Origin of the sequence: Salinibacillus xinjiangensis, assembly GCF_009649735.1 — a bacterium.
GTDB classification, from domain to species: Bacteria; Bacillota; Bacilli; order Bacillales; family Alkalibacillaceae; genus Salinibacillus; species Salinibacillus xinjiangensis.
Genome location: NZ_WJNH01000015.1, coordinates 1 through 18,459 on the forward strand (window position 1 = coordinate 1; position 18,459 = coordinate 18,459).

The 18,459-nt window shown below is 39.6% G+C and carries 18 protein-coding genes, 2 rRNA genes, 1 pseudogene and 1 other annotated feature; all 21 genes and pseudogenes read left to right on the plus strand.

Annotation, left to right across the window (positions count from 1 at the left end; translation table 11 throughout):
* Positions 1–281 (plus strand): 23S ribosomal RNA (locus GH754_RS17060); the annotation flags it as partial.
* Positions 282–479: 198 nt separating this feature from the next.
* Positions 480–595: ribosomal RNA gene (gene rrf / locus GH754_RS17065) — 5S ribosomal RNA — on the plus strand.
* Between the two features lie 483 nt (positions 596–1,078).
* The gene (locus GH754_RS17070) at positions 1,079–1,732 is read left to right on the plus strand and encodes an MgtC/SapB family protein (RefSeq protein WP_153729946.1); all 654 of its coding nucleotides are present in this window, start codon (positions 1,079–1,081) and stop codon (positions 1,730–1,732) included.
* 306 nt (positions 1,733–2,038) lie between these two features.
* Positions 2,039–2,500, plus strand: coding sequence for a CtsR family transcriptional regulator (locus GH754_RS17075; RefSeq protein ID WP_153729872.1), 462 nt, complete (start codon positions 2,039–2,041; stop codon positions 2,498–2,500).
* A gap of 25 nt (positions 2,501–2,525) precedes the next feature.
* On the plus strand, positions 2,526–3,074 hold the full coding sequence (locus tag GH754_RS17080) for a UvrB/UvrC motif-containing protein (RefSeq protein WP_153729873.1): 549 nt from the start codon (positions 2,526–2,528) through the stop codon (positions 3,072–3,074).
* A complete protein-coding gene (locus GH754_RS17085) occupies positions 3,074–4,141 on the plus strand; it encodes a protein arginine kinase (protein ID WP_153729874.1) in 1,068 nt (355 codons plus the stop codon). Before GH754_RS17080 ends, GH754_RS17085 begins: the two co-directional genes overlap by 1 nt.
* 13 nt (positions 4,142–4,154) lie before the next feature.
* The gene (gene clpC / locus GH754_RS17090) at positions 4,155–6,584 is read left to right on the plus strand and encodes an ATP-dependent protease ATP-binding subunit ClpC (protein ID WP_153729875.1); all 2,430 of its coding nucleotides are present in this window, start codon (positions 4,155–4,157) and stop codon (positions 6,582–6,584) included.
* A 184-nt stretch (positions 6,585–6,768) separates the two neighbouring features.
* Positions 6,769–8,133 (plus strand): DNA repair protein RadA, encoded by a 1,365-nt coding sequence (gene radA / locus GH754_RS17095; RefSeq protein ID WP_153729876.1) that lies wholly within the window; start codon positions 6,769–6,771, stop codon positions 8,131–8,133.
* A gap of 233 nt (positions 8,134–8,366) precedes the next feature.
* Positions 8,367–9,461: a PIN/TRAM domain-containing protein gene (locus tag GH754_RS17100; RefSeq protein WP_153729877.1), complete on the plus strand. Its 1,095-nt coding sequence runs from the start codon at positions 8,367–8,369 to the stop codon at positions 9,459–9,461.
* Positions 9,462–9,572: 111 nt separating this feature from the next.
* Positions 9,573–10,223 (plus strand): annotated as a pseudogene (gene ispD, locus GH754_RS19755) (2-C-methyl-D-erythritol 4-phosphate cytidylyltransferase); the annotation flags it as partial.
* A 33-nt stretch (positions 10,224–10,256) separates the two neighbouring features.
* Entirely contained in the window at positions 10,257–10,736 is a 480-nt protein-coding gene (gene ispF / locus GH754_RS19760; protein WP_228550300.1) for a 2-C-methyl-D-erythritol 2,4-cyclodiphosphate synthase, read from the plus strand.
* Positions 10,737–10,749: 13 nt separating this feature from the next.
* Positions 10,750–12,216, plus strand: coding sequence for a glutamate--tRNA ligase (gene gltX / locus GH754_RS17110; RefSeq protein ID WP_153729879.1), 1,467 nt, complete (start codon positions 10,750–10,752; stop codon positions 12,214–12,216).
* Positions 12,217–12,303: 87 nt separating this feature from the next.
* Positions 12,304–12,520 (plus strand) — a binding site (T-box leader).
* A gap of 77 nt (positions 12,521–12,597) precedes the next feature.
* Complete coding sequence (gene epsC / locus GH754_RS17115; RefSeq protein WP_153729880.1) at positions 12,598–13,245, plus strand: serine O-acetyltransferase EpsC; 648 nt, start codon at positions 12,598–12,600, stop codon at positions 13,243–13,245.
* Between the two features lie 6 nt (positions 13,246–13,251).
* On the plus strand, positions 13,252–14,652 hold the full coding sequence (gene cysS / locus GH754_RS17120) for a cysteine--tRNA ligase (RefSeq protein ID WP_153729881.1): 1,401 nt from the start codon (positions 13,252–13,254) through the stop codon (positions 14,650–14,652).
* A 2-nt stretch (positions 14,653–14,654) separates the two neighbouring features.
* On the plus strand, positions 14,655–15,068 hold the full coding sequence (locus GH754_RS17125; RefSeq protein WP_153729882.1) for a Mini-ribonuclease 3: 414 nt from the start codon (positions 14,655–14,657) through the stop codon (positions 15,066–15,068).
* On the plus strand, positions 15,065–15,805 hold the full coding sequence (gene rlmB, locus GH754_RS17130; protein ID WP_153729883.1) for a 23S rRNA (guanosine(2251)-2'-O)-methyltransferase RlmB: 741 nt from the start codon (positions 15,065–15,067) through the stop codon (positions 15,803–15,805). The genes GH754_RS17125 and rlmB overlap by 4 nt, the downstream gene beginning before the upstream one ends.
* 3 nt (positions 15,806–15,808) lie before the next feature.
* Positions 15,809–16,318 carry an NYN domain-containing protein gene (locus GH754_RS17135; RefSeq protein WP_153729884.1) on the plus strand — a complete coding sequence of 170 codons (510 nt, stop codon included), beginning with the start codon at positions 15,809–15,811 and terminating at the stop codon, positions 16,316–16,318.
* A 95-nt stretch (positions 16,319–16,413) separates the two neighbouring features.
* On the plus strand, positions 16,414–17,064 hold the full coding sequence (sigH, locus tag GH754_RS17140; protein WP_407690678.1) for an RNA polymerase sporulation sigma factor SigH: 651 nt from the start codon (positions 16,414–16,416) through the stop codon (positions 17,062–17,064).
* A 70-nt stretch (positions 17,065–17,134) separates the two neighbouring features.
* Positions 17,135–17,284 carry a 50S ribosomal protein L33 gene (gene rpmG / locus GH754_RS17145; protein WP_153729886.1) on the plus strand — a complete coding sequence of 50 codons (150 nt, stop codon included), beginning with the start codon at positions 17,135–17,137 and terminating at the stop codon, positions 17,282–17,284.
* 104 nt (positions 17,285–17,388) lie between these two features.
* Entirely contained in the window at positions 17,389–17,559 is a 171-nt protein-coding gene (gene secE / locus GH754_RS17150; RefSeq protein WP_153729887.1) for a preprotein translocase subunit SecE, read from the plus strand.
* A 228-nt stretch (positions 17,560–17,787) separates the two neighbouring features.
* Positions 17,788–18,321, plus strand: a complete 534-nt coding sequence (gene nusG, locus GH754_RS17155) for a transcription termination/antitermination protein NusG (RefSeq protein ID WP_153729888.1) — start codon at positions 17,788–17,790, stop codon at positions 18,319–18,321.
* Positions 18,322–18,459 lie beyond the last annotated feature (138 nt).

Below are 18,459 nucleotides of genomic sequence, written 5' to 3' on the forward strand. Positions count from 1 at the left end.
CGTGGGCGTTGGAAATTTGAGAGGAGCTGTCCTTAGTACGAGAGGACCGGGATGGACACACCGCTGGTGTACCAGTTGTTCCGCCAGGAGCATAGCTGGGTAGCTACGTGTGGAAGGGATAAGTGCTGAAAGCATCTAAGCATGAAGCCCCCCTTTAGATGAGATTTCCCATCATTTGAAATGAGTAAGATTCCTCAAAGACGATGAGGTAGATAGGTCCGAGGTGGAAGCGTGGTGACACGTGCAGCTGACGGATACTAATCAATCGAGGACTTAACTTAAAACCAAAAGCGGAGACGACCGGTTAGGTCCGACCGCATAAGCAGAATACACGTAGTGGCGGTTTATGCCACGGAGTGGATTATGCTTATGACGGCGAGGACCTAGGAGCCGGAGCTAGACAGCACAAACGCAAACGTCATCTTGATCTACTTCTTATCTAGTTTTGAAGGTACTCAAAACATCTTCAAAAACACAAGTCCAGTAGCAAGGGCGGAGAGGTCACACCTGTTCCCATTCCGAACACAGAAGTTAAGCTCTCCAGCGCCGATGGTAGTTGGGGTTTTTCCCCTGCGAGAGTAGGACGCTGCTGGGCAAAAGGCCAAGAAGAATTTTTCTTCTTGGCCTTTTTTATGTTCGATAAAATGGTTCTATGAAAAGTCACGCCCTGTTCTAGTACGTTATTACTTCTAGTCATAAATCAATCCTGTGGACAGGCATAAATATGTTACGCCAGGGCTTGCCCCTTATCCCCAAGGAAAAAGCACTAAGATGAATTCCTTAACCTTCGTAATTGTTTTTTTACTTCAAAGTAACTTCCCCATTATTGTTCTACAATATAATTTCGCACTTTAATATAACCATTATTCTCATTAAGACCTGTTTATCCCATGTAGGAAAAATAGAACTGTTAGTAGAATATATAGATAAGGTAGTTTTTGTCTATCATTTTCCTTGCATGAAACAAATATAATGATACATATACAACTATTTTCCTTACTATGAATAGCAGTTATGGGGGGATGAAGCTTTGGTTGACTTATTATCTTGGTCTTGGCTAGGAGAACATTTTGACCTAATGACATTCAGAATTATATTAGCAGCAGCACTTTGCGGAATTATTGGTTTTGAAAGAGAACTAAAAAACCATTCAGCCGGTTTTCGGACACATATATTGGTTGGTGTCGGGGCTTGTTTAATGATGCTTTTATCTCTTTATGGTTTTGATCAATATTTAGATAAATATGACAGCATACGATTTGACCCAGCGAGAATCCCATCCTATGTAATTAGTGGGATTGGTTTTTTGGGTGCTGGTACAATCATGGTGCATGGGATGACCATACGAGGACTTACAACAGCAGCATCAATTTGGACAGTTGCAGGGTTAGGACTTGTTATTGGGGCTGGTATGTATGGACCGGCCGTATTAACAACGATGGTGGTGTTGTTAAGTCTTATCTTTTTAAATCATATTGAGACTCTTTTTTCTCTAAATAAAGGGGAGAGAAAGGTACGTCTTTTGTTAAAGAAAGAAGCTAAGCTAGGTGAAATCCTTGCTATTTTTGAACATTTTGATTTAATGATTCGTAAAATGGAAATTGAAAGTGAGAGTAATGAAGAAAGACGCTTAGTAATTGAATTGGAAAAGGGACAATATATTGATCGTAATGATTTATTGGAGCACTTAACCAGAGTGGAGCATGTAACTTATTTATTCGAAAACAAATAACTGTGTAACCCTTCTATTCGTAATCAATCTAGGATAGGAGGGTTTGATTTATCTTTTGAAGGTTATCCTTATAATAATGTCTAATTCTTTATTCAATACCTTTTTTATCTTCTTAGCATTGAGAAGTTCGTGGCTAGACAATCCCTGTGAACTTTGAATACAGTTTTTTCGTTCAACGTTATACATAATATTTGCAACTGAGCATAAATTGAGTATAATAAAAAGTAAAGTCAAAGATAGTCAAAGTCAAACTTTAATGCGAAAAGGTTAAATTGTGGAATTCGTTTGTTTTAAGGAGGAGGGAAGATGCGGAATATATCCGATATTATAGAGAATTATTTAAAGGAAGTGCTGAAATCTAGTCATCAGGGCGCAATTGAAATCAAACGTAGTGAAATAGCAGATCGATTTCAATGTGTACCATCTCAAATCAATTATGTCATTAACACAAGATTTACTTTAGAGAAAGGCTATCTTGTGGAGAGTAAGCGTGGCGGTGGTGGATATATTCGGATTATTCGCGTTAAACCCCAAAGTAAGGTGGAATTAATTGAACAGATTATCCAACTTGCTCAACCCAAAATTGCTCAGCAATCAGCAATTGATATTATTGAACGACTTCTAGAAGAGGAAATTATTTCTGTGCGAGAAGCTAAAATTATGATAAGTGCCATTCATCGTAATGTGATTTCGGTGCAATTACCTGTTCGAGATGAATTGCGTTCCAAAATTTTGGTTGCGATGCTAGAGGTATTGAAATATAAGTAGGAACAGTAAGGGAGGTTGAAATGGCATGGAATGTCAGGAGTGCAAGAAAAGACCAGCAACCGTACATTTTACACAGGTAGTAAATGGGGATAAGAAAGAAATGCATCTTTGTGAATACTGTGCCCAGGAGATGGGGTATATGGACTATCATGACCATAATTTCTCCTTCCATCATTTATTATCTGGTTTATTTAACTTCGACTCAGGAGCATCCTTATCAGGGAATCAAAAGGAAGCCTTCCATAATGCGAGTGTGACGAAATGTGAAAAATGTGGCATGACCTATCAAGAATTCACGAGAGTTGGGAAATTTGGTTGTGAAAATTGTTATAAAACCTTTGATCAGCATTTAAATCCAATTTTCCGTAGAGTCCACAGCGGTAACACAAAACACGATGGAAAAATCCCGAAACGAGTAGGGGGAAATTTACATCTAAAGAGAAATCTTCAACAGTATCGTCTACAGCTACAAAACTTAATTGAGAAAGAAGAATTTGAAGAGGCGGCAAAAATGCGTGATCAAATCCGAGAATTGGAGAAGAAATTAAGTAATGCCGAGGACGGTGAATCATAATGTCATTACAACAGTTTATTAATGAGGCGATTAGTCCATGGTTAAAGGAAGAAGCAGAAGATAATGATATCGTTCTCAGTAGTCGAATTCGCCTAGCCCGAAATTTTAAAGAGTATCCTTTTCCTATCGTGGCAGATGAGAAGACTTTAGAGAAAGTGCTAGATGTATTTGCGGATCATTTTGCGGAACACTCATTAGGAAAAAATGCTAACTTAGAGCTTGTCCGTATGTCTCAGCTTGAACCTATTGAAAAACGGGTATTAGTTGAGAAACACCTAATAAGCCCTTCCTTAGCTGAAAATCAAAAAACAGGTGCAGCCCTAATCTCTGAAGATGAACAAGTATCGGTCATGATCAATGAGGAGGACCATATTCGCATTCAGCTTTATCAACCAGGCTTTCAACTGGAAGGGGCTTTAGACTATGCCTCAAAATTAGATGATTGGTTAGAGGAAAAAATCAGCTATGCCTTTGATGAAAATAGAGGCTACTTAACCAGTTGTCCAACTAATGTTGGAACAGGAATGCGAGCTTCTGTGATGATGCACTTACCGGCTTTGGTGATTACACAGCAAATGAATCAAATTATACCTGCTATTAACCAACTAGGTCTTGTGGTTAGAGGAATATATGGTGAAGGAAGCGAAGCATTAGGAAACCTATTTCAAATTTCCAACCAGATTACATTAGGTAAATCTGAAGAAGACATTGTGGAGGATCTAAAAAGTGTTGTTAAACAGTTAATTGAACAGGAAAGAAATGCGCGTCAACGCTTAATGAAAAATTCCGCTATTCAATTAGAAGATAAAATCTTCCGTTCCTATGGAATTTTAGCCAATAGTCGAATCATCCAATCCAAAGAAGCATCCAAGTGCCTCTCAGATGTTCGATTAGGAATTGATTTAGGGTTAATCCAAAATGTATCAAAAACCATTTTAAATGAGCTGATGATTTTAACTCAACCAGGCTTTTTACAACAATATGCTAAAAAAGGTTTGACTCCAGAAGAACGAGATGTGAAAAGAGCGACCCTAATTAGGGAAAGACTGAATCTAGAACAAGAGTAAGGAGGTCATTAATATGATGTTTGGTCGGTTTACAGAACGTGCGCAAAAGGTGCTAGCTTTAGCACAAGAAGAGGCAATGAGACTTGGGCATAATAATATTGGTACTGAGCATATTTTACTTGGACTTGTAACAGAAGGGGAAGGGATTGCAGCCAAAGCCCTTACTACCTTAGATGTTGCCCCAGATAAGATACAGCAAGAGGTAGAGCAGCTAATTGGTAAAGGGGAGCAAGCCAATAAAACGATTCACTACACTCCTCGAGCGAAAAAGGTTATTGAACTATCAATGGATGAGGCTCGGAAACTAGGACACTCCTATGTTGGTACGGAACACATTCTTCTTGGATTAATTCGTGAAGGAGAAGGCGTTGCGGCAAGAGTTCTAAATAACCTAGGAGTTAGTTTAAATAAAGCACGTCAACAGGTTCTTCAATTGCTTGGAAGCAATGAATCGACAGCGAGTCAACGTGGAGGTGGACGTCAGTCATCAAGTGCCAACACCCCTACGCTAGACTCATTGGCTCGTGACTTAACGGCCATTGCACGTGAGGACCATATTGACCCAGTGATTGGTAGAAGCCAGGAAATTGAGCGAGTTGTGCAGGTATTATGTCGTCGTACGAAAAATAACCCTGTTTTAATTGGGGAGCCTGGTGTTGGTAAAACGGCCATTGCAGAAGGCTTAGCACAACAAATTGTAAACAATGAAATTCCTGAAATATTACGTGATAAACGCGTCATGACCCTTGATATGGGAACTGTTGTAGCTGGTACTAAATATCGTGGTGAATTTGAAGACCGCTTGAAAAAAGTTATGGAAGAGATTCGCCAGGCAGGTAACATTATTCTATTCATTGATGAACTTCATACTTTAATTGGTGCTGGCGGTGCAGAAGGGGCCATTGATGCTTCTAACATATTAAAACCGGCATTAGCAAGAGGCGAATTGCAATGTATCGGGGCTACGACTTTAGATGAGTATCGCAAATATATTGAAAAAGACGCGGCTCTAGAACGACGCTTCCAGCCGATTCAAGTTGATGAACCAACAAATGAAGAGTCTGTTCAAATTTTACAAGGACTCCGTGACCGCTATGAGGCACATCACCGTGTGACCATCACAGACGATGCAATTGAATCAGCTGTTAAGTTTTCGGACCGTTATATTACCGACCGCTTCTTACCTGATAAAGCAATTGACCTTATTGATGAAGCGGCATCAAAGGTACGCCTTCGTTCCTATACGGCTCCACCAAATTTAAAGGAACTTGAGCAAAAGCTAGAAGAAGTGCGAAAAGAGAAGGATGCAGCTGTGCAAAGTCAAGAATTTGAAAAGGCAGCATCCTTAAGAGATAACGAGCAACGTTTGAGAGAACAGCTAGAAAAAACGCAAAATGAGTGGAAGGAAAAACAAGGTCAGGAAAGCTCTGAAGTGACCGTGGAAGATATCGCAAGTGTCGTCTCAACCTGGACTGGAGTACCTGTATCTAAGCTTGCTAAAGACGAAAGTGATCGACTTCTTAATTTAGAGGAAACGCTACATGACCGTGTGATTGGTCAGGATGAAGCGGTTAAGGCTATATCAAAAGCCATTCGAAGAGCGCGTGCTGGCCTGAAGGACCCGAAACGTCCAATTGGTTCATTTATTTTCCTTGGACCAACAGGTGTGGGTAAGACGGAATTAGCTCGTGCATTGGCATCATCCATGTTTGGTGATGAGGATGCGATGATTCGTGTTGATATGTCTGAATATATGGAGAAACACTCCACGTCTCGCCTTGTTGGTTCACCTCCAGGCTATGTTGGATATGAAGAAGGTGGGCAACTAACTGAAAAGGTGCGTAGAAAGCCTTATTCTGTTGTGCTGTTAGATGAAATCGAAAAGGCTCACCCAGAGGTATTTAATATTCTCCTACAAGTACTAGAGGATGGACGTTTAACCGATTCAAAAGGGCGTACAGTTGATTTCCGCAACACCATCTTAATTATGACATCAAATGTTGGTGCGCAGGAATTACGCCGTAATAAATACGTAGGCTTTACATTAGGCGATGAGCAACAAGACTTTAAACAAATGAAATCAAAGGTATTAGATGAGCTGAAAAAAGCCTTCCGCCCAGAGTTTTTAAACCGTGTGGATGAATTAATTGTCTTCCATTCCCTTGAGAAGAAACACCTGAAAGAAATTGTTACCTTAATGATTGATCAGCTTAGAGCACGCCTTGTGGAACAAGAAATTGATTTTGATGTCACAGATAAAGCTGTTGAGAAAATTTCTGATGAAGGTGTAGACCTTGAATATGGTGCCCGTCCACTAAGAAGGTCCATACAAAAAAATATTGAAGACTTGTTATCTGAGGAACTACTGAAAGGAAAAGTTCAAAAAGGTCAAAAGGTAAAAATTGACGTCGATAAAGACGGAAACATTCATGTTAAAGCCTAGAAATTTTAACTTTGAACCATTAAAGTGAATAAAAACACAAAAATATCGGGAGGCATTGCCTTCCGATATTTTTTATAATAGAAATAATCGATTTATTATTTTCACAAAATGTTCACAAAAAAATGCAACATACAACCTATCTCGTTCGTATATAAAAGTGATAGTTTTAAAAAGGAAGGATATCATGGCAAAAACAAAAATAAAATACGTATGTCAGGAATGTGGGTATGAGTCACCAAAATGGATGGGGAAATGCCCTGCCTGTCATACATGGAATACAATGGTGGAAGAAAAGGAATTTACAAAAACACGTCATTCAAGTTCTGTAGGTTCACAAAAGGCAGGAAAACCTGAATCCATTACTGGAATTGAAACGCAAGATGAGCCTCGTGTAACAACGAATATGCGAGAATTCAATCGCGTACTAGGTGGGGGGATTGTACCAGGTTCTTTAGTATTAATAGGTGGTGACCCGGGAATAGGAAAATCCACGCTTCTTTTACAGATTTCATCCCAGCTTGCGCAAAAACCGTTAAAAGTTTTATATATTTCAGGGGAAGAATCCGTACGACAAACCAAGCTCAGAGCTAATCGATTGGCGATTAAGACCGATAATCTATTCGTCATGTCAGAGACAAATTTACAGGCGCTAGCGGAGGCTGTTCGAGAAATGAAACCATCATTTGTAGTAGTAGACTCGATTCAAACCGTCTATCATAGTGAGATTACTTCTGCACCTGGTAGTGTCTCACAGGTAAGAGAATCGACTGCTGAATTTATGAGAATTGCTAAGCAAAACGGTATTCCTATTTTCATTGTTGGGCATGTGACGAAGGAAGGTTCAATTGCGGGACCGCGTTTATTAGAGCATATGGTGGATACGGTGCTGTACTTTGAAGGGGAACGCCATCACACTTTTCGTATTCTTAGAAGTGTGAAGAACCGTTTTGGAAGCACTCATGAAATGGGTATTTTTGAAATGAAGGAAGAAGGACTGCTGGAGGTCACAAACCCTTCAGAGGTTTTTCTTGAGGAACGTTCTGCTGGGGTAGCAGGCTCAACTATTGTTGCCTCCATGGAGGGGACTAGGCCCGTACTTGTAGAAATTCAATCTCTTATTTCACCTTCAAGTTTTGGTAATCCACGAAGAATGGCAACGGGATTGGATCACAACCGAGTTCCTTTGTTGATGGCGGTATTGGAGAAAAGAGCGGGATTATTGCTACAAAATCAGGATGCCTACGTAAAAGTTGCTGGGGGTGTGAAATTAGATGAGCCGGCTATTGATTTAGCTGTTGCCGTAAGTATCGCATCAAGTTTCCGTGATCAATCCACAAAACCTGACGATGTATTAATTGGGGAAGTCGGACTTACAGGAGAGGTAAGACGTGTTTCCAGGATTGAGCAACGAGTTCAAGAGGCAGCAAAGTTAGGCTTCAAAAGAGTTATATTACCAGAACGAAATCTTACCGGTTGGTCACCAGACACTGACATAGAAATTGTCGGCGTGAATACAGTACAGGATGCGCTAAAAGTCGCTTTAGAATAGGACTTTTATGATTCAAACCCTAACAAAAAGTGAATTTTCGGTAATTTGTAATCAGTTTGACACATTGTAAATTAAGTGTTAAAATAACTTGTTTTGCCATTTTGACGAAAAGCGCTTAGCGTGCTATAATAAATTACTACCAAATATTTGTATTTGGTAGTTGTAGCAATTATTTTTATACTTATTATTTTTGTATTTTTTGGTAATACTAGTTTTTAGGAGGTGAATATTTGATGCTGAAAAAGATTATTCAGCTTTTCATAGTGGTAGCAGGTGGTACGATTGGTTATTTATATGTACCTGATCTACTGAGTTTAACAGGCTTAGAAAGTCCTGCATGGTTGTTGTCACCATACATCGGTACGTTATTGGGTGCAATTATATTATTCTTATCTACATTTTGGTTAGTCGATTATATAGTCGAGTTCCTAAGATGGGTCGAGGAAACGTTGGTCAAAGTACCTGTTATAGATTTGTTATTTGGTAGTATTGGATTAATTATAGGTCTGATTATTGCCCTTTTAATTAATATCCCAATCCAAGATATCCAAATACAGCTTGTCTCACAGGTGATTCCGATTTTTCTAACGGTGATTCTAGGGTACCTTGGTTTTCAGGTTGGTTTTAAACGGAGAAACGAGTTTGTTAACCTGCTATCCACTCCAAGAAAAGAAAAGCGTAAAGCTGTTGAGGAAGAGGAAAGTGTTGAAGACTTTCATATGAAAGCCAAAATATTAGATACTAGCGTCATAATTGATGGTCGAATTGCAGATATTTGTCAGACGAAATTTTTAGAGGGTACGGTTGTGATTCCTCAGTTTGTATTGGAGGAATTACAGCATATCGCCGATTCCTCTGATGTGTTAAAACGAAATCGAGGACGTCGAGGTTTAGATGTATTAAACCGAATGCAAAAGGAAATCCCGATAGATGTACAAATCTATGAAGGGGATTTTGAGGATGTCCAGGAAGTGGATAGTAAGCTTGTGAAGCTTGCTAAAAAGCTAGAAGGTATTTTGGTAACAAATGACTTTAATCTTAACAAAGTTTGTGAGTTTCAAAATGTTGAAGTGTTAAATATTAATGATTTAGCGAATGCGGTTAAGCCGGTTGTTCTTCCGGGCGAGGAATTAAATGTCCATGTCATTAAAGATGGTAAGGAAGACAAACAGGGTGTTGCTTACTTAGATGATGGTACAATGATCGTCGTCGAGGAAGGCAGAAACTATATTGGTAAGACTATTGAAGTCATCGTAACCAGTGTTTTACAAACATCTGCAGGTAGAATGATCTTTGCAAAGCCAAAATTACTTGAAAAAGCTTTATAAAAAAGGAATAATAATAGAGACGTTAACAAAAGTGATAACAAAAACGGTATTGTTATCGCTTTTGTTATTTTAAATAAGACATTGTACATACATAAAGGCGGTACTATTGTAATGAATTATCAATCAGTTGTTCTAGCTGCAGGGCTTGGTAAACGAATGAGGATGGGGAAAAACAAGCAATTTTTAGAACTTGCAGGGAAACCACTTATCGTTCATACTCTAAGTGTATTTGAACAGGATGAATGGTGTTCTGGTATTTATTTGGTTGTCAATCCAAATGAACGCGCAGAGATGAAGGCCTTGCTCGAAGAATATAGCATCACAAAGGTTGCCGATGTCATTGATGGGGGTTCTGAACGTCAGCACAGTGTTTATAATGGCCTACAAGCCTGTAAGCCTGATGGAATTGTACTCATTCATGATGGGGCCAGACCCTTTGTAGAAAAACAGCATATTCACGAACTTGTAGAAAGTGCTTCAGCAAAAGGGGCAGCATTGTTAGCTGTACCTGTGACAGATACAATTAAGAGAGCGGAAGATGGCCGCTTGGAAACCTTGAAAAGGGACATGCTGTGGTCAGCTCAAACCCCACAAGGGTTTCAATACTCAGTCATTAAAGCGGCACATGAACAAGCCAATCAGGACCAATTTATTGGTACAGATGATGCCTCTTTAGTTGAGCGACTGGGTCATCATGTAGACATCGTTCAAAGTAGTTATGATAATTTTAAATTAACTTCACCAGAGGATATTGAAAAGGCAATAAACTTGCTCAGAGGAAGGGAGGATAACTCCTTGGATGTCAAAATAGGAACAGGATATGATGTGCATCAACTTGTTGAAGGTAGACCTTGTATTATAGGTGGGGTCACCATTCCTTACGAAAAAGGACTCCTTGGACATTCCGATGCAGATGTGCTTTTGCATACAGTGGCAGATGCTTGCCTAGGTGCTTTAGGGGAAGGAGATATTGGGAAGCACTTTCCTGATACAGACCCAGCCTTTAAAGATGCGGATTCAAAGGAATTATTATCCCAGGTTTGGGAAATGGTGAAGGCAAAAGGCTTTCAACTTGGTAATATAGATTGTACGATTATTGCGCAAGCACCTAAGATGGCTCCTTATATTAATCAAATAAGAGGGAATTTAGCCAACCTTCTCGAGGCGGAAGAATCCCAAATTAATATTAAAGCAACAACAACGGAAAAATTAGGATTTACCGGCAGAAAAGAAGGTATCGCTGCACAAGCGGCAGTATTATTAGCGAAAAGATAGGAAGGGGATTCATATGTCAACGGATATTCGTGTAAGATATGCACCTAGTCCAACTGGTCATCTACATATTGGAAATGCACGTACAGCATTATTTAACTATTTGTTTGCTCGTTCAACAGGTGGAAAGTTTATTATTCGGATTGAGGATACAGACCAAAAGCGTAATGTTGAGGGTGGAGACCTTGGACAGTTAAAGTATCTAAAATGGTTAGGAATCGATTGGGATGAAAGTATTGATGTAGGTGGCGATTATGGCCCATATCGTCAGATGGACCGTTTAGATATTTATAAAAAGTATGCCGATGAATTGCTAGAAAGAGGCCTTGCCTACAAATGCTATATGACGGAAGAGGAATTAGATCAAGAGAGAGAAGAACAAAAAGCACGAGGTGAGGTTCCGAGATATTCAGGAGCGCACCGTGATCTAACAGAAGAAGAAATAAAGCAGTTTGAAGCGGAAGGACGTCAACCAAGTCTGCGTTTCCGTGTTCCTCAAGGTAAGACTTATCGTTTTAAGGACATTGTCAAAGGAAATATCACCTTTGAATCATCAGATTTCGGGGATTGGGTCATTATGAAAAAGGATGGAACCCCAACCTACAACTTTGCGGTGGCGGTAGATGATCACTTAATGAAAATTTCTCATGTGCTACGTGGGGAAGACCATATTTCTAATACCCCTAAGCAAATGATGATTTATGAGGCGTTTGATTGGGGGGTTCCAACCTTCTGTCACATGACCCTTATTGTAAATGAAGAACGTAAAAAGCTAAGTAAGCGTGATGAGAGCATCATTCAATTTATTGAACAATATGCTGATTTAGGCTACTTACCTGATGCGTTATTTAACTTTATTGGCTTACTTGGATGGTCACCAGTAGGAGAAGAAGAGCTATTCACAAGAGAAGAATTCATTAAGATCTTTGACCCAGAGCGTTTAGCAACCTCTCCAGCTGTCTTTGACCCACACAAACTAAAGTGGATGAACAACCAATATATTAAAGCGGCTGAATTAGAGGATGTCATAAAGCTTGCTATGCCTCACTTAGTGAAAGCGGGAAAAGTGCCAGAGAACATGGATGAGAAACAACAAAAATGGGCTGAAGATTTAATTTCACTTTATAAAGAGCAGCTTAGCTATGGGGCAGAAATTGTAGAGCTAACAGAGCTATTCTTCAAGGAAGAAATTGAGTATGATGAGGATAGCATGAAGGTTCTTAACGAGGAACAGGTTCCAGAAGTTATGGAAACCTTCTTAACCAAGCTTGATGAATTAGAAAACTTTGAGCCCGGTGAAATTAAGAAGTCGATTAAGGCGGTTCAAAAAGATACAGGAGCAAAGGGTAAAAAACTATTCATGCCAATTCGTGTGGCAACAACAGGGCAGACACACGGTCCAGAACTGCCTGATGCCATTTACTTACTAGGCAAAGACACGGTAAAAGTTCGCTTACAAAGTGTCATTAAACAAATCGGTTAAAAACACAATTTTTTTCGTTTATAATATAGTATAATAAAGAAAAGTACCTATGCAGGTGGAAGGGAAAGGACTAGCCTGTTATAAATATACCGAGCGTTGATGAGGAGAAGTAAAAAGTGTCTGTCTGTTTACAGAGAGAATTACCACCGGCTGAGAGTAATTCAACGGACGCCTTTTGAAATGCACCTCAGAGCCCCTTATTGAATGAAAGTAAATAAGGGCGGTTATCTACCGTTAACAGACACAAGTTGAGGAATGTCCAAATTCCTAAACAGAGTGGAACCGCGTGTGACACGTCTCTGTATGTAATATACAGAGGCGTTTTTTTATACCTTCAAAACAGGGAGAGGAATCTATAGTAATCGTAAGGAGGGGACAGGTATGGGTAGGTTTTTTAAAATGCTGAAGGAAGACGTTGATGTTGTTTTTGATCAGGATCCTGCAGCTAGAAATCGCTTTGAAGTTATCTTATTATACTCAGGTTTACATGCCATTTGGGCACATCGGGTGGCCCATGCTTGTTTTAACCGCAAACTCTTTTTTATGGCACGTCTTATCTCGCAAATTAGCCGCTTTTTTACTGGAATCGAAATTCACCCAGGTGCCAAGATTGGAAGACGCTTTTTTATCGACCACGGTATGGGTGTGGTTGTTGGGGAAACGTGCGAAATTGGCGATAATGTAACCCTATTTCAAGGTGTCACCCTCGGCGGTACAGGTAAAGAAAAAGGGAAAAGACACCCAACGGTTAAAGATAACGCACTCGTAGCATCAGGAGCGAAAGTGCTAGGGTCCATTACCATTGGGGAAAATTCAAAAATCGGAGCAGGCTCTGTTGTCTTACGTGATGTGCCTGATAATTCTACAGTCGTAGGTATTCCAGGGAAGGTGGTCGTGCAGGACGGGGTGAAAGTTCGTAATGACCTTGATCATCACAAATTACCAGACCCGGTTTCAGATAAAATCGAATCCTTAGCAAAGGAAATTGAACGCCTTCAATTTGAAGTAGAGAATCTAAAAAAGGAGTGAGCCATATTGTCAATCAAATTATATAACACATTAACGAGACAAAAAGAAACGTTTGAACCGATTGAAAAAGGGAAGGTAAAGATGTATGTCTGCGGGCCTACAGTATATAACTATATACACATCGGAAATGCTCGTCCGGCCATAGTATTTGATACGGTAAGACGCTATTTTCAACACAAGGGCTTTGATGTTGATTATGTTCTTAATTTCACTGATGTTGACGATAAATTGATTAAGGCTGCCAACGAGCTTGGTGAGGAAGTGCCTGATGTAGCTAACCGCTTTATTCAAGCCTATAAGGAGGATGTGGGTGCTTTTGGTGTACAAGAGGCGGACCATCATCCGAGAGTAACAGAAACCATGGAGGATATCATAGCCTTTATCCAAAAACTAATTGATAAAGGGTATGCCTATGAGGTTGACGGTGATGTCTACTTTAAGACGCGCTCCTTCGATGAGTATGGTAAGCTTTCCCACCAGTCTCTTGATGAGCTACGATCAGGTGCTCGAATTCAAGTCGGGGAAAAGAAGGAGGACCCCTTAGATTTCACATTATGGAAGCCGGCTAAGCCAAATGAAATTTCCTGGGATAGTCCTTGGGGGAAAGGTCGCCCTGGCTGGCATATTGAATGTTCAGCAATGGCGAAAAAGTATTTAGGCGATACAATCGATATTCATGCTGGTGGGCAGGACCTGTCATTCCCTCACCATGAAAACGAGATTGCACAATCTGAAGCGTTAAATGAACAGACCTTTGCAAATTATTGGATGCACAATGGTTATATTAATATTGACAATGAAAAAATGTCTAAATCTCAAGGGAACTTTATTTTAGTTCACGATATTATTCAGCAGCACGATCCCAATGTTGTCCGCTTTTTTATGCTAAGTGTGCATTATCGTAACCCGATTAATTTTAGTAACACACTTCTCGAAAGCGCCAAAAACAGCTTAGAAAGAATAAAAACAGCTAGAGTTAATCTAGTTCACCGCCAAAAGGCTAGCACGGACTTGGTGGACCATCAAGAATGGATTGAAAAAATAAATGAGCTAAAGAGCCGTTTTTATGAGGAAATGGATGATGATTTTAACACGGCGAATGCCATCTCTGTTTTGTTTGATCTGGCAAAGGAAGCAAATGTTTATTTACAGGAGCAGAACACATCTACGAAAGTTATTGAGTCGTTTGTTCAAGCCTTTGATGACTTGATGAAGATATTAGGTGTCTCCATTACGGACGATGCTGATGAGCTCCTTGATGATGACATTGAGGAATTAATCGAAAAGAGAAATGAAGCGAGAAGAAATCGCAACTTTACATTAGCCGACCAAATCAGAGATGATTTAAAGGAACAAAATATTATTTTAGAGGATACTCCACAAGGAACGCGTTGGAAAAGAGGCTAGCTATGCTTGAAAATACCATCAATGCTAAACAACTAAAAAGTTTAACCCTCGCCTATATGGGGGATGTCATTTATGATAAATATATTCGCGAATATTTGATTAAAAAGGGAATAGTTCATCCGCAGCAGCTGCACCGCTCCACGGTGCGGTTTGTTGCGGCAACCTCACAGTCCGTTGTCCTTAAGGATTGGTTGGACAAGGAGCTCTTAAGTGAGGAGGAGCAAGCTGTAGTGCGTAGAGGTCGTAATGCAAAGTCTAATTCAGTACCAAAAAACACGGATGTGATGACCTATCGATATAGCACTGCTTTTGAAGCATTACTTGGTTTCCATTATTTAAGTGGGAATATTGAGCGGTTAGAAGAGCTTATTGAATCCGCCATTCAAAATATAGAGGAAAGGAGCGTTAGTAGATGAGAGAAGAATGGATTGTCGGTAAAAACCCTGTAATTGAAGCGTTAAAATCAGGGCGGACTATGAATAAAGTGATGATGCTGGAGAATTTAAAGCCTCAATCAGCAAAACAAATCCAGCAGTTAGCGAAGAAAAACGGTATTGTAGTCCAACAGGTTCCTAAAAAGAAGCTTGACCAAATTGGAGAACATCATCAAGGTGTGGCAGCATCAATTGCAGCCTACGATTACGCGTCACTGGATGATTTATATGATTTGGCCAATAACCGAAATGAAACACCGTTTTTTATTATTTTAGACGAGCTAGAAGATCCGCATAATTTAGGATCGATATTGCGGACAGCTGATGCGGTGGGCGCCCACGGAGTTATCATCCCTAAACGACGTTCTGTACAGTTAACTCAAACGGTTGTAAAAGCTTCAACTGGAGCGGTGGAATATATACCCGTAGCCCGAGTGACCAATATTGCCAGAACGATTGATGAGTTGAAGGAGAAAAACATCTGGGTTGTCGGTACAGATGCCAAAGGGGATGAAGATTATCGCGAATTAAATGGCGATATGCCTCTTGCTCTAGTCGTAGGTAGTGAAGGGAAGGGGATAAGCCGTTTAGTAAGGGATAAGTGCGATTGGTTAGTACGTTTACCTATGAAAGGGAAGGTCACATCGCTAAATGCTTCTGTAGCGGCAAGCTTACTCATGTATGAAGTATATCGAAAACGCTCCCCGCTTGGTGAATAAAAGATGGATGTGCTGATTGTTGATGGTTATAATGTAATTGGGGCATGGCCTGAATTACAAGCCCTTAGAGATAAGGACTTAGCACAAGCGAGAGATTTGCTGATTGAAAAGATGGCGGATTACCAAGCCTATATGGGAAATCGAGTTATCGTGGTATTTGATGCCTATGAAGTACCGGGAATTGAAAAAATGACCCAATATCGTAGAGTTCAAGTCATTTTCACCCGTGAAAATGAAACGGCAGATGAACGAATTGAGAAGCTAGTAGGTGAAGTCAAAAATATTAAAACACAAGTGTATGTTGCAACATCAGACTATACGGAACAGAGGACGATATTCGCACAAGGTGCTCTACGTATATCAGCACGAGAGTTGTTAATTGAAGTGGATAATATTGAAAGAGAAATTGAGCAGGATGTTCAGGTGCAGCACTCTAAAAAAGTTCGTTCTAAAATACCACTTAACGAAGATGTTTTAGAGGTTTTTGAGAAATGGCGTCGAGGAAAAAGATAAATTGTAGCTAACATTGACTCAATTTTGACAATTCCTGTATAATATGTCTATAATCATGGCATTATTTGAATTTTCAGGGGGAATCCTGTGTGACCATCAGACTTGAAGATCATGAAAATCAAGATCTCGATTTAGAACTTACACCAGATGAAGAGGTTGTGGCGTTAGTCCATGAAGGGAATAGCTATGCGCTTGAATATCTCATAAACAAGTATAAAAACTTTGTTCGGGCCAAGGCGAGGACCTATTTCTTAATTGGCGCAGATCGTGAAGATATTGTCCAGGAGGGAATGATTGGATTGTACAAGGCCATTCGTGACTTTCAAAAGGACAAGCTTTCTTCTTTTAAAGCCTTTGCGGAACTTTGTGTTACTAGACAGATCATCACAGCGATTAAGACGGCCACCAGGCAGAAGCATATTCCTCTGAATTCTTATGTATCCTTGGACAAGCCTATTTATGATGAAGAATCAGACCGGACTTTGTTGGATGTATTAGAAGGGTCTAAGACGATGGATCCAGAAGAACTGCTTATCACCCGTGAACGATACGGAGATATGGAAGATAAAATGAGTGAAATTTTAAGTGAACTAGAACGTAAAGTATTAAACCTATACCTGGACGGTCGCTCGTATCAGGAAATTTCTGTCGAGCTTAACCGACATGTAAAGTCAATTGATAACGCTTTACAACGTGTGAAACGAAAATTGGAACGTTATCTTGAACTGAATGAGTTATCCCTTTAGCGTAGATTGACAGAGCTTGTCTTGCATGCTAAATTTATAGAAGTGAAAAACCCTATTAAGGGATGATTATATGCGTAAAAAAGTTATTCTAGCTTGTACTGAGTGCCATAATAGAAATTATTCTTCTTATAAAAACTCAGAATCAGAGTCTGGAAGATTAGAAATAAAAAAGTACTGTAAACATTGTGGAAAACACACGCTACATCAAGAAACAAAATAGTGGTGAAAATAGAGGCATAGTTTGAACGAATACTATCGCCCTAAATTCAACTTATTAATCTAGGTGGTTTAAAATAACAGTTTTGGCAGGTTGGGGGTCCGAATATGAAGTTTCTTAAAGATGTCGTTCGCGAAATGAAGAAAGTTAGCTGGCCTAAAGGCAAGGAGCTAACTAAATATACAATTACAGTTGTCACTACGGTTGCTTTCGTAACGATCTTTTTTGCATTAGTAGATACAGGAATCTCGCAAATCTTAGAACTATTTTTTGAATAAACGAACGATAAATATGCTATAATGTAAAATATAGTCATATGAGCCAAAAAACCCGTTTTACGGGTTTTTTCAATTTGCTTTAAAACTTCATTTATCCAATAGATGACTTGTTTCATAGGATGTAGCATTTGTTAAATGATGCGTAGTACAGTTGGTTTTGAGAATAATAAGAGTAGGAATGATTAATTTCGTGTAAGGGAGGGAAGGACAGAAAGATTGTCCTAAGCTATGGAAAAAAGATGGTATGTAGTTCATACGTATTCGGGGTATGAAAACAAGGTAAAAACAAATTTAGAAAAACGTGTTGAATCAATGGGGATGCAGGATAAAATATTCCGTGTCATTGTTCCTGAAGAAGAGGAAACAGAAATCAAGAATGGTAAAAGAAAAACAGCTAAAAAGAAATTTTTCCCGGGATATGTGCTAGCTGAGATGGTCATGACAGATGACTCATGGTATGTAGTGCGTAATACACCGGGAGTTACAGGCTTTGTTGGCTCAACTGGATCTGGTTCCAAACCTATCCCTCTCTTACCGGAAGAAGTGGAAGATGTATTGAAAAAGCTAGGAATGGACGAGCCCGTCACCGATATCGACATCGAACTACAGGAAAATGTTCGGGTTACAGATGGTCCATTTGCTAATTTCACAGGTACTGTAGAACATATTGACTTAGATAAACAAAAAATTAAAGTCCATGTAAATATGTTTGGTAGAGAAACTCCTGTAGAATTAGAGTTTTCCCAGGTTGAAAAGCTGTAAATTATATTTACCCCCTTGCATTTGGTGATTAAAGATGCTAAAATTTTTATGTTCTTTATGCCTAGAGTATGAGGATTTACAGCATAAAAATTAGTGGGAGGGGGCAAACCCCAAATACCACATCACGGACTTAAGGAG